Here is a 16,750-nt window from a genome sequence, read left to right on the forward strand (position 1 = left end):
CGATGGCGTTCCGGGGAAAATCAGTTTGCTTCGCGCTATATCCGCCGCTGACGACGGCGAACAGGGCGAGGTCGTTTTGTTTTCTCCACCGTGGCGACGCCGGCCAGATAATCGGCCAGGGCAGCAGGAGAAGGGTGGGTGAAGAGGTCAAGCAACGTCAGGGTGGAAAATTCGTGACGTTGTAACAAAACGTGCAGTTGCACCAGATTCAGCGACGTTGCGCCCGCCTCAAAGAAGTTTTCTGCGGGCGTGACAGACTCGCCAACCACCTCGCGGAAGGCGTCGCAAATCAGGCTGACGGTGCTCTCGTCCGCCGCAATGTGTGGCTGAGATTGCTCAGGGCATACGCGCGGTGAGCGCTCTGCGCATTGCCCTGCGTGTTTAACGGGAGGCACCAGCGCGGCGAGCGGCAGTTGCCAGCCGCTTTCATCCTCGGCCATTCGGTTTAGCAATGCGCAATACTGTTCAAACTGGCGCTCCACCTGCCCGGCAGGAAACAGCGCGGCGACAAAATCCCAGTTAAAGCGCAGTTCGCCTTCGGATTCATAAATCTGGTGATCGAGCCAGACCTGCGGCGTCTGGGAGATGCCCCAGACCGGTTTGAGCAGATTACGCCGGGCGAGGAAGTTATCCTGCTCAAAGCCCAGCGCGCTGGTAAAGACGACGGGCATCGGAACGGCAGGCACGTTTTGCTGTTGCGCCAGTTGACGCATCACGCGGATGGCTGACACATCGCGGTGGTTGAGGTTCTGGCTCAGCCGCTGCTGTAGTGACTGCGCGCTGTGCAGCCAGCTTTCGCCGGGATGCCAGCTCAGCAGCATCAGCGAGGTGAAATCGCCCAGAATCTGGTTGATTTGCGGGTGCAGCGGTCGCCTGTCGAAAAGCGTAAGGTTAAGCGTGAACTCAGGCTGTGCACTCCATGCAGAGAGAACCGTTGACCACACCGACAACAGTACGGCCGACGGGGTGAGATGGGCGTCAGCCGCCCGTTTTTTCAGCCGATGCCAGCGCGTGCTGTCCAGCGCGCCGTTCAGGCGGGCGAAGCGCGGTGTTTCAACCTCCTGAGGCAAGCAGCGCAGCGGCAACGCAGGCGCCGGAGGAATATCATCAAGCTGCGCCTGCCACCATGCCAGAGAATCTGGATTGGGCGACTGTAGCGAGGGTTGTTGCAGATAATCCCTGAAGGTGACGGGCAGCGGCGGAAGCAGCTGTTGCGGGTAGCGGTAGCCGTGCTCCAGCTCCGCCAGCAGGATCTGCATGCTCAGACCGTCAAGCAACAGGTTATCCAGACACAGCCACAGGCGGGCAGGCATCCCGTCCACGTATCCGACCTGGAGATCGAATACCGGCCACACTTCGGGGTTGAGTACCTGATGCGCCAGTTTTTCGCGCACCCGCAACGCCTCTTCAGGCGTATGGAGGGTGTGTGCGGGTATCACCCAGGGGGGCGTCTGTTCGAGCACCTGTTGCTGTCCATCACGCACGATGGCGCGCAGCATATCGTGGCGGGCGATTAATCGGTTCCAGACCGTCTCCAGCCGGGTGAGGTCCAGATCGGCAATTTCAAATTCAACAAAGAAATGTGAGCCGACGCCGCCCAGGGCAAAGCCCGGCTGACGCCCCACCAGGTAAGCCTGCTGCACGTCGGTAAGCGCAAAGGGCTGGTAGCGATCTTCAGGGGAGTGGACGAATGGTTGTTCGACCGGGACGTCGGTTTTCCGCAGCGTGGCGGCAAAATCCGCCAGCCGGGGATGATTAAACAGGTCGCTTAATTGCGCTTCATAACCTGCCTGATGAAGTTGCCCGGTCAGACGGGTCGCCAGCAGGCTATCGCCGCCTTGCTGGAAGAAGTCGGTTTCTCTGGTGACATTGCCAGTTGATAAGAGTTGCTGCCAGAGGGCGGCAACCTGTTTTTCAATGTCGCCCTGGGGTAAATCCGCTTCGGCCGGGTTTTCCGCTTCAGGGGTATGACGACGCTTCAGCGCCTGGTAGTCAATTTTCCCATTAGCCGTCAGCGGTAAGGCGTCGAGGAAGACGATCCGTTGCGGCACCATCCACCCCGGCAGACGTCCAGCGAGGGCGGCCTGAAGTTGACGGGGATCGCGGCGCACCTGCCTGTCAGGACATTGTACGAGGAAGCGTTGTAACCCCGCGACCTCATCGCCATGCTGACAGTTGAAGGCGGCCGCGCTAAATAATGCCGCCCAGTCGGCGCTGTTATGCAGCAAGGCCTCCGGCTGCCCATTGGTTAACAGGAGCGTGCTGAGCAGGGCGGACGGCGTTAACTGGCGAAACTCCATCACGTAGAGCAGCGCGCCGGGAACGGCAAGCTGTTGTAATGTCGCAAGGAGCCCGGGATCTTCCGGCAGCAGACGATGCAGGGCGTTATTAAGCCAGATAATGTCCGCCGAGTGAGCGTGCGCCGCCAGCGTGTCTGCATTCCAGAGGGACAGACGGGCGCCAGGCCAGGGGGCGAGCCTCTGCCGGGCGCTCAGCAGCATCTCCTGGCTCTGCTCAAGCCCGACATACTCAATCTGTCCGGCGTTGAGCTGTGCTAACAGCGATTCTGCGGCGCGGCCAGTGCGGGTTCCCACCTCAAGCAGGCGTATCGGGCGCTGTAAGCGCTGTGCAAGCTGTTGGCAAATTGTCGCCAGTTCCTGAATATACGGGGCGCTGGCCGGATGGTTAAAGGCCAGGCTTTCCGGCGACCACTGCGCGTCGTTCAGTAACGACAGTTCGTTACGGGCACCGCGAAGAATTTGCGATAACGTTAAATCATGTCCGCTGAAGTGCGGGTGCTCATCCTCGCGTTCTTCACCAGCGCAGACCTGATAACCTTCAGCAGCGGGCTTCAGTCGCCGTTGTGTCACCAGAAATGCTAACCAGCGTTCCACCACGGCCTGCCAGCGCGGCTGGATAGCGAGTGAGTTCATCAGGGGGAGAGGATCGGCGCCAGCGGTGTGACCCGGCTTCAGTTTTAGCAGGCGATGCTGAAGGAAATCGGCTACCTGTTCTGCGGAGATCTCTGGCGAGATGGCGCAACAGGGCAACGTTCCCGCAAGCGTGTGCCACGCCTGCGGCAGTGCCGGGTTCCGATGATCGGTAATGCAAAAAGCCTCGCCTTGAGGAACAACGTATGCCGCCAGCGTTTTTTCTTTTTCGCCGATCGCCAGAACGGTTGCTTGTTTCACCCCCGCCAGCTGGCTGAGCGCGCTTTCGATTTCGCCCAGCTCGATGCGATATCCTCCGACTTTGACCTGCTTGTCGCGACGACCGAGGAACTCGATTGTGCCATCTGGCCAGTAGCAGCCGAGATCGCCGGTGCGATACCAGCGCTCGTCCGGGAGCGTCAAAAATTGCTGCTCGCTACGCAGGGGATCGTTGAAATAGCCTTCCGCGACCCCAATGCCGCCAATCCATAATTCACCCGGCACCCAGTCAGGGCAGTCCCGGCCCTGTTCATCCACCACCCGGTAGCGTTGGTTGGTTAGCGGAAAACCGTAAGGGATGGAACGCCAGTGGGCGGGGACGTCGTGAATTTCGCAGGCGTTAGACCAGATAGACGCCTCGGTGGCGCCGCCCATCGCGATAAATTGTCCTTGTGGCCGGAAGGCCCGATAACGGGCGGGGAGGTTAAGCCCGATCCAGTCGCCGGAAAGCATCACTGCGCGCAGGTTTTCCGGCGTGGCGTCGGCGAAACCTTCACACCAGGTCAGCAGCATATCGAACAGCGCCGGGACGCTGTTCCAGAGCGTGACCTGATGGCGCTGGATCAGCTCACACCATGCGTGAGGATCGCGCCGTTGATTTTCCATCACCATCACCAGCGCGCCGCCCGCGCGCAGTACGCCAAAAATGTCGTAAACCGATAAATCAAAATGTAGGGCGGAGAGGGCCAGCACCCTGTCATGCGGGCCAACCTGATAGCGGGTATTGATATCGCAACAGGTGTTAAGCGCTCCCCGGTGAGAAATGACTACCCCTTTCGGCGTACCGGTAGAGCCGGAGGTGTAGATAATGTAGGCCGGTTGCGTGGGGGCGCGTACTACCGGGTTGGCGATCGGCTCCGCCTCAATGGCCTGCTGCCAGGCAAGGACGGGAATATCGTCTGACCCGGCGCTGGCGTCGTGCTGACAAATGAGCACCAGCCGGACGCTGGCGTCAGCGTAGATTTTCTCGCGCCGTGCGGCAGGCTGATCCAGCGAAACCGGAACGTAAACCGCCCCGGTCAGCAGGACGGCCAGAACTGCAACAAGTTGTCCTGCGCCTTTCGACATCGTGATAGCCACATTATCGCCGGGCTGAACCCCGCACTCGATTAACCTGCCTGCACAACGGCGGGCATAGTCTGTCAGCTCATGATAATTCCACTGATAACGCATGTCCGTTACCGCCAGCGCCTGCGGCTGTTGCAGAGCGATACGGAAAATGCCTTCATGCAGCAAGCCTTCGGGAATGGGGGCGCTGGTGGCGTTGACCCGTTCGCGTATCGCGCGCTGGCTGGCGGGCATCATATCTGCGAACGGCTTTTGCCAGGCGCTTTCGTCATCGCAGAGTTGGTTAATTAGCTGGCAGTAGGCGTCGAACAATGTTTCGACTAACGCCGGAGGGAACAGCGCGTCGTTGCTGTCCCATTGCAGCCAGACCTCGCCGTGATGCTCGAACGCCAGATGATCTATCCAGACCTGCGGCGTTTGCGAGATGCCCCATTCCGGCTCGCCCAACGGCGATTCTGCGCGGCTGCTGTAGAGGGAACGCCCCAGATTGCTGGTAAATACCACCGGGGCGCCGTGGGGGTAGCGCTGCTGGCGTTTGAGTTCACGGAGTAGCTCGACGCCGGACCAGTGGCGATGCTCCCAGTCCTCCGTAAACGTGAGCTGGTTTTTACGCGCCAGATTGCTGACGGTATCGCCGTCGCAGGCGGTATCCAGCAGAAGAATATTGGTGAAGTCGGCAAGCATCGCGCCAACCGCCGGGTGCAGCGGCTGGCGGTCGAATAAGGTGATGTTAAGCAGCAGACGCGTCAGGCCGCCCCAGCGAGCCAGCACGGCAGAAAAACAGGTCGCCAGCGCCATTGTCGGCGTCACGCCATACTCGCCGGCCCGGTTGCTAAAGGCGTGCCAGCGTGTTGCCGGGACAATCATGCGGCGTCGGGTATTACGGACTTCACGTAGCGTGGCGGGTTCGCAGACCAGCGGCAAGACGGGCGCGGGGGGAAGCGTCGATGCTTTCGCCAGCCAGTAAGCGCGTGCGTCGTCTCTCAGTGGTTGATTGATCTTCTGCTGGTGCAGCAAATACGAGCGGAAATCATAGCGGGTGTCGATAGCCGACAGCGATTCTCCGGCCAGCAGGGCGTTAAGCTCATCGAAGAAAAGCGTAAAGCTGGAGGCATCCATAATCAGCAGGTCAATATTGACATGGAGGCGGTGGCGATTGTCCGGCAAGAGCGTCAGCTGAAAATCAAACGTTTCGCCGATTTCCACGCGTAAAAGACGGTGGCTCAGGCGCTGGCGCAGTGCGTCCAGATAGGCCTGGCGGCTTTCAGCGTCGTTATGGCGTAAATCATGAACGGTGACGCCGTTCCAGTAAGGTTGCGGTAGCCAGACCTGCTGCCCGTCGGGGCGAAAGGCGATATGCAGCATTGGGTGGCGTTGCAGCAAGGTCGTGATGGCCTGCTCCAGCTGCGATGCTGTCAGACAATGGCCTTCAAACTCCTGATACAGGTGGCAACCCACGCCGCCAAGCGTCTGCCCCGGCATGCGGCCCGTCAGGTAGGCGTGCTGTACCGGCGTCAATGGGAAGGGGGTACTTTCGGTCATGTTCGGCCAGGATGATTCGTCGGGCGGCGTTTCTTCTTCCGCGTTCTCCGGCGACCGGATGAGCATTAACTGGTTCCATGCCGCCAGCGTGGGGGCGGCATACAGCTCGCGAAGGGTAAGGCGGTAGCCATTTTTACGAAACCAGTGTAACCATCTCATCAATCTTATTGAATCCAGGCCGGCCTGGATCAGGTTGCTTTCGTCATGTAACTGCTGCGGCGTTAAATTCAGTTCCTGTATAAGCCGCTCGCGTAATTGTTGGTAATCAGCCGCGTGGCGGTTGTCCGGTAACAGCGAATCCTGAGATGGTGCGCCAGAAATCATTCTTCCTCCTGATGGCACGTCTTACCGAAAAGCATTGCTCATATGAGAATAATAATTATTAACAATTGGATGCTACCCGAAACGGGTTTATTTATGCCCGTTTCGGGTTGGTAACAGGCGGAAAGAACAGAGGCCCGGATGGGGTATCCGGGCCTCTGTCAGGGAGGAATTTAGGGGGGCGCGACCCCGGTTACATCACGCGTTTAAAGGTCGAAGGGGTTACGCCAAACTGTTTCTGGAAGGCGGCAGAGAAATGGCTGGCGTTGGCATAGCCCAGATCGGCTGCCACCGTCATGACGGAGGTATTGCCGTTAGCCAGGCGTCTTCTGGCTTCCTGCATTCGTTCAGCCTGAAACAGGCCATAGACGCTGTTGTTGAACAGAACGCGGAAGCCTCGCTTAATTTTGAGAACGCTCAGACCGGACTCTCTGGCCAGCTCCGCGACGCCCGGCGCTTGCGTCAGATCAGCCAGCAGCAGATCCTTCGCCCGCAGCAGTTTCTGGCGTTCCATCGGGTTGAAGTGGCAGGAGAGGCAACTGGCGTCTTCGCGATGTTCATCCAGCACCAGACTGAGCATGACCAGACTTTGCCCCTGCAACCATAGCGTTGACGGCTTTTGTTCATGGCTGAAGCCGCCGTGCATGCGCATCAGCGCGTGACGCAAGGCCTGAGCCGTTAAGTGGGTTTCAGCATTACAACGCTGCTGCTGGCAACAGCAGTGGGAGTCGATCTTATTCTTAATGACCGCGCTAATATCCGGCACCCACAGCGCGAGGGTTTCAGGGCTGAAGGAGAGGGTAATGCTCTCGAATCGGCCACAATAGGAGGCGCTGCCACGGCAGTCTGGCGTATGGGTAATGTAATGGCGATTGCGCGCAAGCTCCCAGTCGGTGTGGCGCCTGAGTCCCTGAATCGCAAAGCGAGATGTGCCTTCCAGGATGCACGAGAAGTTAATCCTGCCCAGATCGTCGTGTAGCTGCAACGTCTCAGGCCGCGCAAAATGGCCCCTCCAGAGCAAAATATCCATACCTTCCTGCAACGAACAGCGCAGCAGTTCACACTGAGCAGGAATATTGCCATCGTTTGCAGGTTTCCCGACCACCAACTGGTGAATAGAGATTTCAGATTGCGTTTGCGGTGACTCCGTCATGACCTGGTTATCTCCCTGTGGCTTAGACCAATGCGGGCATATACCCGTCATATTTCAAGTTGCATGTGCGTTGGCTACGCTCACTCACCCCAGTCACTTACTTCTGTAAGCTCCTGGGGCTTCCCTCGCTTGCCGCCTTCCTGCAACTCGAACTATTTAGGGTATAAATAGAACCGAATGGGGTAGATGAGTTATTGATAATGGTTATTATTCACATTAATTCTCAGAACGCCACCCTGAATTGTCGTTTTTGGCGTCCGTAAAAATTCATCAGGAAATTCAGTTACTCCCATGTCATCTCAATCATCCAATACTGAATCGCTGTCCCGATTTCCTCTCTGGCAGGTGATTACACCGGTTCGCAGGAAGGTTATTTTAGCTATGGCGCTGGCGGGGCTGGCGGCATTAACCAACCTGGGGGCGCTCCTTTTTCTGGCGTGGAGCCTGCGTGACATTCGCGCGACGCCTGACGCTATTCCGGCCTGGCCGCTGGGCGGCGTGATCGGCTGCGTGGTCTTAACTTTTGTTCTGCGCTTGCAGGCGTTCAACACCTCTCATTACGCGGCTTTTCATCTGGAGAACATTCTGCGCAGCAGGTTAGCCCGTAAAGCATTGCAGCTTCCGCCTGGCGTGTTACAGCAAATGGGCAGCGGGTCAGTAGCGAAAGTGATGCTGGATGACGTGAAGTCGTTACATATTTTTGTGGCCGACAGCACGCCGCTCTATGCCCGCGCGATCATCATGCCGCTGGCGACAATCGTTATCTTGTTCTGGCTGGACTGGCGGCTGGCAATCGCGACGCTGGGGGTACTGGCGTTTGGATCGGTTGTTCTCGTGCTCGCCCGCCAGTGTTCGGAAGATATGGCTCAGCGTTATCATAAGGCGCGCGAGCAGGTCAGTGCGGCGGTTATTGAGTTCGTGCAGGCCATGCCCGTGGTGAGAACGTTTGATAGCGGCAGCACCAGTTTTTTGCGCTATCAACGCGCCCTTGAAGAGTGGGTCGATGTGCTCAAAACCTGGTATCGCAAAGCCGGTTTTTCAGCGCGTTTTTCCTTCTCGATTCTGAACCCTCTCCCGACCCTGTTTGTCCTGATCTGGTCGGGATACGGCCTGTTGCACTATGGCAGTCTCGATTTTATCGCGTGGGTGGCCGTTTTACTGCTGGGCAGCGGAATGGCCGAAGCCGTAATGCCAATGATGATGCTCAATAACCTGGTCGCGCAAACGCGTTTAAGCATTCAGCGTATTTATCAGGTTCTTGCGATGCCGGAGTTATCGCTGCCGCTGTCCGACCAGCAGCCGCAAGAGGCGAGCATTACCTTTGAGCAGGTGAGCTTTCATTATCCGCAAGCGCGTACTGGCGCCGCTTTGCAGGAGGTGAGCTTTCATGTGCCTGCCGGGCAAATTGTGGCGCTGGTCGGGCCAAGTGGCGCCGGAAAAAGCACCGTGGCGCGCTTGCTGCTGCGTTACGCCGACCCGGACAAAGGCCATATCCGTATTGGCGGCGTGGATCTGCGCGATATGCAGACGGACACCCTGATGAAGCAACTCTCGTTTGTGTTTCAGGACAACTTCCTTTTTGCCGACACGATAGCCAATAACATTCGTCTGGGCGCGCCGGATACGCCGCTGGAGGCGGTAATAGCGGCGGCCAGAGTGGCGCAGGCCCATGATTTTATTAGCGCGCTGCCAGAAGGTTACAACACGCGAGTCGGGGAACGTGGGGTATTTCTCTCCGGCGGCCAGCGGCAGCGCATCACTATCGCCAGGGCGATTTTGCAGGATCGCCCCATCCTGGTGCTTGATGAGGCGACGGCGTTTGCTGACCCGGAAAACGAAGCGGCGCTTATCAAGGCACTCGCGGCGGCCATGCGCGGCCGGACGGTCATCATGGTCGCGCATCGTCTTTCAATGGTGACTCAGGCCGATGTGATATTGCTGTTTTCCGACGGACAGCTCAGGGAAATAGGGAACCATACGCAACTGTTGGCGCAGGGTGGCCTGTATCAACGGCTCTGGCAACACTATCAGCAGGCGCAGCATTGGGTGCCGGGTGGAACACAGGAAGAGGTGGTGGAAAATGAAAGACAATAATCCTGCGGATAACCTGGCCTGGCGCGTCATCTGGCGCCAGCTTATCTCCAGCGTTGGCAGTCAGGCCAGGATGCTGAGGCGCAGTATGCTGGCGCTGTTGCTGGCGGCATTCATGCAGGGGATCGCCTTTGCCTGTCTTTATCCGATCATTGATGCGCTGTTACGGGGAGACGCGCCGCAACTTCTCAACTGGGCTGTGGCCTTCAGCGTTGCCGCGATTGTGACGCTGGCGCTACGCTGGTATGGCCTGGGCTTTGAATACCGTGGTCATCTGGCGCAGGCCACCCATGAGTTGCGCCTGCGACTTGGCGAGCAGTTACGCCGCGTGCCGCTGGAGAAGCTCCAGCGCGGCAGGGCGGGCGAGATGAACGCCTTGCTGCTGGGCAGCGTGGATGAAAACCTCAATTATGTTATCGCGATAGCCAATATTTTGCTGCTCACCATTGTCACGCCGCTAACGGCGTCGCTGGCGACATTGTGGATAGACTGGCGGCTGGGGCTGGTGATGTTGCTGATCTTCCCTCTGCTGGTGCCGTTTTATTACTGGCGCCGCCCGGCGATGCGGCGACAGATGCAGACGCTGGGGGAAGCGCACCATCGGCTGAGCGGCGATATCGTTGAATTTGCTCAGGGGATGATGGTATTGCGCACCTGCGGCAGCGATGCCGATAAAAGCCGGGCGCTGCTGGCGCATTTCAATGCGCTGGAAAACTTACAAACCCGCACTCACCGTCAGGGCGCTGGCGCGACGATGCTGATCGCCAGCGTCGTGGAGTTGGGCCTACAGGTGGTGGTGTTATCCGGGATCGTCTGGGTGGTGACGGGCACTCTGAACCTCGCCTTTCTGATTGCCGCCGTCGCGATGATTATGCGCTTCGCAGAACCGATGGCGATGTTTATCAGCTACACCTCGGTTGTGGAACTGATCGCCAGCGCCCTGCAACGGATTGAGCAGTTTATGGCGGTAGCACCGCTTCCCGTCGCAGAGCAAAGCGAGATGCCGGAACGTTATGATATCCGCTTTGACAACGTCAGCTATCGCTACGAAGAAGGCGACGGCCACGCGCTTAATCATGTTTCTTTGACGTTCCCGGCGGCCAGTATGAGCGCGCTGGTGGGTGCCTCCGGCGCAGGCAAAACCACGGTCACTAAACTGTTAATGCGCTATGCCGATCCGCAGCAAGGGCAGATTTCTATTGGCGGCGTCGATATTCGCCGCCTGACGCCGGAACAGCTCAATAGCCTGATTTCTGTTGTTTTCCAGGATGTCTGGCTGTTTGATGACACGCTGCTGGCGAATATCCGTATCGCGCGCCCACAGGCGACGCGACAGGAGGTGGAAGAGGCCGCCCGCGCTGCGCAGTGCCTTGAGTTTATTTCCCGCCTTCCGCAAGGCTGGCTGACGCCAATGGGAGAGATGGGTGGCCAGCTATCGGGCGGCGAGCGCCAGCGGATTTCCATTGCCAGAGCGTTATTGAAAAACGCGCCGGTCGTCATTCTCGATGAACCGACCGCCGCGCTGGATATTGAAAGCGAGCTGGCGGTGCAAAAAGCGATCGATAACCTGGTTCGCAACCGGACGGTGATTATCATCGCCCACCGTTTATCCACCATCGCCGGGGCCGGAAACATTCTGGTGATGGAAGAGGGACAGGTGGTTGAGCAGGGTACCCATGCGCAATTGCTCTCTCATCATGGACGTTATCAGGCGCTGTGGCAGGCGCAAATGGCCGCGCGCGTGTGGCGCGACGACGGGGTTTCCGCGTCTGGAGAGTGGGTGCATGAGTGATGTTCAGTCGAATGTGAAACCGCTGACGTTGACGACCGGGCGGGTGATTTTTGCTATTGCCGGCGTCTATGTGACGCAGAGCCTGGTATCGGCGCTGTCTATGCAGTCCTTACCCGCGCTGGTGCGCGCTGCTGGCGGCTCGCTGGCGCTTGCCGGTGCGACAACCCTGTTCATGCTGCCCTGGGCGCTGAAGTTTATTTGGGCGCCGTGGATCGAGCGCTGGCGGCTTCCGCCCGGTAGCCAGGAACGCCGTTCCCGCATGTTAATCCTGCGTGGTCAGGTCGCGTTAGCGGCGATACTGATGATTGCCGCAGCGATTGGCTGGTTTGGGCGAGAAGGGGGATTCCCCGATACGCAAATCGTCGCGTTATTTGTTCTGTTTATGGTGGCAGGCACGGTCGCCTCCACCATTGATATCGCCAGCGACGGCTTTTGCGTCGATCAACTGACCCGCGCGGGTTACGGCTGGGGAAACAGCGTGCAGGTCGGCGGTAGCTATCTGGGAATGATGTGCGGCGGCGGGGTGTTCCTGATGCTGTCGGCAGCATCCGGCTGGCCTGTCGCCATGCTGATGATGGCGGTGCTGATTATGGCGCTGTCATTCCCGCTGTGGCGCATTACGGAGCCGACGCGAACAGCGACTATCCCGCATGTTCCGGCGTTAGGTTATGCGCTAAGGAGGAAGCAGGCGCGCCTGGGCTTACTGCTGGTATTGATGCTGAATTCAGGCATGCGGTTTGTGCTGCCTCTTCTGGCGCCGCTGTTGTTGGATCATGGGTTAAGCATGTCCGCGTTGGGCGCGCTGTTCAGCGGCGGCAATATTGCAGCGGGCATAGCAGGAACGCTGGCCGGCGGATTGCTGATGAAATACACCTCACCCGGCAGAGCGCTGTTGACGGCTTATGGCGTCCAGGGGATCGCGCTGCTGGCGGTGGTGATGACGCTCATGATGGCGCCGGGTCATCTGCTGCTGCCGATTCTCCAGTGTCTGGTCATTGTCCAGTCCATTTCGCTGGCCTGCGCGCTGGTCTGTCTTTACGCCACGCTGATGTCGCTTTCATCGCCTTTGCAGGCCGGTGTCGACTTCACCCTCTTTCAATGTACTGACGCGGCAATCGCCATTCTGGCAGGCGTTATCGGCGGCGTTGTTGCTCAACATTTTGGCTATGCGGCCTGCTTCCTGTTTGCCGGGGCATTCACGTTGCTGGCGGCGTGGGTTGCTTATATCCGGCTGCATTCGGCAAGAGAACTGATGACAAGCGCAATTGATTGATCCGGGAATAACACAGAGAGGTAAGGGATGAAAATCAGTGAATTTTTACACCTGGCGTTACCAGAGGAACAATGGCTGCCGACGATTTCTGGCGTTTTACGCCAGTTCGCAGAAGAAGAGTGTTATGTCTATGAGCGTCAACCCTGTTGGTATTTAGGCAAAGGGTGCCAGGCACGGTTGCACATTAATGCCGATGGAACGCAGGCGACATTTATTGATGATGCCGGGGAGCAAAAATGGGCGGTGGATTCCATTGCCGACTGCGCGCGTCGTTTTATGGCGCATCCTCAGGTGAAAGGACGTCGGGTATATGGACAGGTTGGGTTCAACTTTGCGGCGCATGCGCGGGGGATTGCCTTTGACGCCGGGGAGTGGCCGCTGCTGACGTTAACCGTTCCCCGTGAAGAACTTATTTTTGAAAAGGGAAATGTCACCGTTTATGCGGACTCCGCCGACGGGTGCCGACGTTTGTGCGAGTGGGTAAAAGAGGCCAGTACAACGACGCAGAACGCACCACTGGCGGTGGATACCGCCCTCAATGGTGAGGCGTATAAACAACAGGTTGCGCGCGCCGTTGCGGAGATCCGCCGTGGCGAGTATGTCAAAGTGATTGTCTCGCGCGCCATTCCCCTGCCATCGCGGATTGATATGCCCGCCACGCTGTTATACGGGCGGCAGGCAAACACGCCTGTGCGCTCGTTTATGTTCCGTCAGGAAGGACGCGAAGCGCTGGGCTTTAGCCCGGAACTGGTGATGTCAGTGACGGGCAATAAAGTGGTCACTGAACCGCTTGCGGGCACCCGCGATCGCATGGGAAACCCGGAGCATAATAAGGCGAAAGAGGCAGAACTGCTGCACGACAGTAAAGAGGTGCTTGAGCATATCCTTTCTGTCAAAGAAGCGATTGCTGAACTGGAGGCCGTTTGCCTGCCGGGCAGCGTGGTGGTTGAAGATTTAATGTCGGTTCGCCAGCGCGGCAGCGTTCAGCATCTGGGGTCCGGCGTGAGCGGTCAGCTTGCGGAAAACAAGGATGCCTGGGATGCGTTTACCGTGCTGTTTCCGTCGATTACCGCCTCAGGTATCCCTAAAAACGCTGCCCTGAACGCGATTATGCAAATTGAGAAGACGCCGCGAGAGCTCTATTCCGGCGCAATCCTGCTGCTGGACGATACGCGCTTTGATGCGGCGCTAGTCCTGCGTTCCGTATTTCAGGACAGCCAGCGCAGCTGGATACAGGCGGGGGCGGGGATCATCGCGCAATCTACGCCGGAACGCGAACTGACGGAAACCCGGGAGAAATTAGCGAGCATTGCGCCCTATTTAATGGTGTAGGAGTAACTGTTTTCTAACCTCACAACCAGACTGTCCAAAGACAATTGAGTCGCTCTTTGATTCCTCTGTGACTCTATTGTCTTCTTTTTGGATAAAATAGGTGTTTTTCGTCATGAAGTTGATAAAAGTCTATATAGAACCACCTCCTGTAGAGGTGGTGGTAATTTGCCAGAGTGTGGGATTCGTTAGTATACTATGGGATAAACTTATTTTTACCAATTGTATAAGGCGGTGCATAAGATTCTCGGCATGCTTCCAGATAATCCGACCACCACTGCATCATCGCTTTGCGGGCTTCTAGGTGCTCTGCCTTATGAATATAAGCCATGCGCACGGTATTGCGCTCCTGATGACTCATCTGGCGTTCTACTGCGTCCTTTGCCCATAAACCCGATTCCATCAGCGCACTGCATGCCATTGCCCGGAAGCCGTGACCGCAGATATCCTTTTTCGTGTCGTAACCCATCACCCGCAGTGCCTTATTGACCGTGTTTTCACACATTGGCTTATACGGGTTATGGTCGCCGGGGAAGATCAGTTCATTATTACCGGTGATATCCTTAATCTGTTTCAGAATGGCGATGGACTGTTCTGAGAGGGGGACGATATGCGGCATTCGCATTTTTGCCCCGCGGCCGGAATAACGCACGCCAATAATGGGTTCTCGCGTCGCGGGTATCGTCCAGACTCGGTTTGTGAAATCAATCTCTGACCAGCGGGCGAAACGCAGTTCACTGGAGCGAATGAACACATGCAGCATCAGCAGAACGGCATGCCGGGTCAGTTCACGGCCCTGATGATATGCCCCAATACGTTCAAGCAGTTCAGGCAGCCGCTCCAGCGGCAGGGCAGGATAGTGCCGTCTGACAGGAGGTGTGGTCACGCCGCCAAGGTTTGCTGCAGGGTTCGTATCGATTAACTCCTGATGGACCGCATGGCGCATTATGTTACTCAGGTGCTGCCGTGTGCGGGACGCAACCTCCAGCAGACCTTTTTCCTCGATCCCTTTCAGCAGGTCAATGAAATGACGGGGTTTAAGTTCTGATACAGGTAGGTTCCCGATGACCGGAAAGATGTGATTGTTCAGGCTGGCAAGCAGACGGTCGGCGGTGTTCTGCGACCATTTCCTGTTACTTTTATGCCACGCCAGCGCCACGTTTTTAAAAACTTTCTCCGGTGTTCGTGAGCCACGTTCAGCAGCCCGCTGCTGTACCGGGTTGATATTCAGCGCCAGCATTTTACGGATACCTTCACGTTGCTGTCGCGCATCAGACAGGGAGATGGCTGGATAGGCACCCAGCGCAATGCGGGATTCTTTACCGCTAATACGGTATTTGAGATACCAGTGGCGGGAGCCACCCGGCTTGACCAGCAGATACAGACCGTGGGAATCGGAGACTTTAAAGGGTTTATCAGAAGGCTTGAGGGTGCGGATTTTTGCGTCGGTAAGGGACATATGGGGGTCACTCCATTATCGAACTAACCTGACCCCAGATTTGACCACCAATTTTTCCCGATGCGTAGGGTAAAATCAAAATGCACCGGGAAGAGTTTTCACACTAACCTGTTGAATCAACATCAGATAAGGATTCGCAAGGAAGCATGAAAACAGAAAATTGGCTCCTCTGACTGGCACAGACGCCCGACCTGGTATTGCTTGATGAACCCACCAATCATCTCGATCCTCCCGGGCGCGAGGAACTACTTTCCCTTGTAAAAACCAAGGGAATTACCGTCGTGGCGGTATTGCACGATCTGACACTGACAGAATCATTTGCTGACCGTGTTCTCCTCTTGTCGCAGGGGCAATCAGTGATCTGTGACACACCGGAGAGGGTATTGGTATCAGAATACCTTTATCCCATCTTTGGCTTGACCAGTTTTACCGTACCGCATCCCCATACAGGAAAGGCGTTGCGTATTTTTGAAGTTCCGCATTGTGCATAAATTACTTTCTGAGAGTCAGTGATGAAAAAATTGTTTATATCCCTGCTGGCGGTACTGTCTGCCTCAGTAGCCAGTGCTGCTGATTTTCCTGTTACTATTGAAAGTTGTGGGACTCCTGTCACATTCGCCGGTCCGCCGAAAAGGGCTGTTATCAACGACCTTAATATGTCAGAAATGGCGTTTGCACTGCATTTACAGGATCGTATTGTTGGGCTGACTGGTATTAGTGGCTGGTACAAAATGACGCCGGAATTTAAAAAGGCGATGGGCTCGATCCCAGAACTGGCACCCAAATATCCCACTCTGGAAACATTGCTGGCAGCCGAACCTGATTTCTTTTTCGCTGGCTGGAACTATGGGATGAAGGTGGGTGGCGAAGTGACGCCGGATACGCTAAGCAAATATGGCATCAAGACTTTTGTTCTGAGTGAAAGCTGTGTGTTCACCACTGCGCACAAAAATAAAGCCACCATGGATCTGCTGTATAACGATGTCCTCACGCTGGGTAAGATTTTTGGCAAGCGCAATGACGCACAGTCCCTGGTCAGCGGCTGGAAAAAGAGGTTGAATGAACTGCCGAAGCCAGCGGCAGGTACCCGTCCTTTAAAGGTGTTCGTCTACGACTCAGGCGAGGATAAACCGTTTACCAGTGGTAAATATGCGATGCCTACGGCCATAATTGAGGCGGCTGGTGGTAAAAATGTAATGGAGGCGGTGGATACCAGTTGGGGAACGACTTCCTGGGAAAGCGTGGCCGCTACTGAGCCGGACTTCATTATTTTGTTGGATTACCAGACGGGCAGCGGTGCGGATGCACTGCGTCATTTTCTTGAGAATCATCCGTTAATGAAACTGACTCCGGCTGTTCAGCATCATCGATACCTGAAATTACAATATGCTGAACTGACACCGGGGCCTGCCAACGTTGATGCGGTGGAAAAACTCGCGCGGGCGATGTACCCGTCAACGGCGAAGTGATGCTCATGTCGTACCGTTATCACTGGGCGATGTGGGGAGCCATG

At 56.9% G+C, this 16,750-nt stretch carries 8 protein-coding genes and 1 pseudogene; 6 read left to right on the forward strand and 3 right to left on the reverse strand.

From position 1 onward, the window contains the following. Window positions 1-35 precede the first annotated feature (35 nt). Window positions 36-6,143 (reverse strand): yersiniabactin non-ribosomal peptide synthetase HMWP2, encoded by a 6,108-nt coding sequence (gene irp2, locus LPQ25_RS08890; protein WP_048336773.1) that lies wholly within the window; start codon window positions 6,141-6,143, stop codon window positions 36-38. A gap of 190 nt (window positions 6,144-6,333) precedes the next feature. Beyond that, window positions 6,334-7,293: a yersiniabactin transcriptional regulator YbtA gene (gene ybtA / locus LPQ25_RS08895; protein WP_000140406.1), complete on the reverse strand. Its 960-nt coding sequence runs from the start codon at window positions 7,291-7,293 to the stop codon at window positions 6,334-6,336. A gap of 381 nt (window positions 7,294-7,674) precedes the next feature. Here ybtA and ybtP point away from each other — a divergent pair, with 381 nt between their 5' ends. From ybtP to ybtS, 4 genes are read left to right on the forward strand one after another with little or no spacing between them, the layout of a single operon-like run. After that, the gene (gene ybtP, locus LPQ25_RS08900) at window positions 7,675-9,387 is read left to right on the forward strand and encodes a yersiniabactin ABC transporter ATP-binding/permease protein YbtP (RefSeq protein ID WP_014907270.1); all 1,713 of its coding nucleotides are present in this window, start codon (window positions 7,675-7,677) and stop codon (window positions 9,385-9,387) included. After that, on the forward strand, window positions 9,374-11,176 hold the full coding sequence (gene ybtQ / locus LPQ25_RS08905) for a yersiniabactin ABC transporter ATP-binding/permease protein YbtQ (RefSeq protein WP_014907271.1): 1,803 nt from the start codon (window positions 9,374-9,376) through the stop codon (window positions 11,174-11,176). Before ybtP ends, ybtQ begins: the two co-directional genes overlap by 14 nt. Continuing rightward, window positions 11,169-12,449 (forward strand): yersiniabactin-associated zinc MFS transporter YbtX, encoded by a 1,281-nt coding sequence (ybtX, locus tag LPQ25_RS08910; RefSeq protein WP_014907272.1) that lies wholly within the window; start codon window positions 11,169-11,171, stop codon window positions 12,447-12,449. Before ybtQ ends, ybtX begins: the two co-directional genes overlap by 8 nt. A 27-nt stretch (window positions 12,450-12,476) precedes the next feature. After that, a complete protein-coding gene (gene ybtS, locus LPQ25_RS08915) occupies window positions 12,477-13,781 on the forward strand; it encodes a yersiniabactin biosynthesis salicylate synthase Irp9/YbtS (RefSeq protein ID WP_014907273.1) in 1,305 nt (434 codons plus the stop codon). 193 nt (window positions 13,782-13,974) lie between these two features. On the opposite strand, the gene LPQ25_RS08920 is transcribed toward ybtS, so the two are convergent. Continuing rightward, window positions 13,975-15,237: a tyrosine-type recombinase/integrase gene (locus tag LPQ25_RS08920; RefSeq protein ID WP_000059622.1), complete on the reverse strand. Its 1,263-nt coding sequence runs from the start codon at window positions 15,235-15,237 to the stop codon at window positions 13,975-13,977. A gap of 173 nt (window positions 15,238-15,410) precedes the next feature. On the opposite strand from LPQ25_RS08920, the pseudogene LPQ25_RS08925 reads away from it, so the two are divergent. Continuing rightward, window positions 15,411-15,728 (forward strand): annotated as a pseudogene (locus tag LPQ25_RS08925) (ABC transporter ATP-binding protein); the annotation flags it as partial. 21 nt (window positions 15,729-15,749) lie between these two features. Next, the gene (locus tag LPQ25_RS08930; RefSeq protein WP_000732537.1) at window positions 15,750-16,706 is read left to right on the forward strand and encodes an ABC transporter substrate-binding protein; all 957 of its coding nucleotides are present in this window, start codon (window positions 15,750-15,752) and stop codon (window positions 16,704-16,706) included. The last annotated feature ends 44 nt before the right edge of the window (window positions 16,707-16,750 follow it).

Source organism: Klebsiella sp. KPN54798 (genome assembly GCF_021184225.1).
In the GTDB taxonomy this organism is placed as follows: domain Bacteria; phylum Pseudomonadota; class Gammaproteobacteria; order Enterobacterales; family Enterobacteriaceae; genus Klebsiella; species Klebsiella pneumoniae.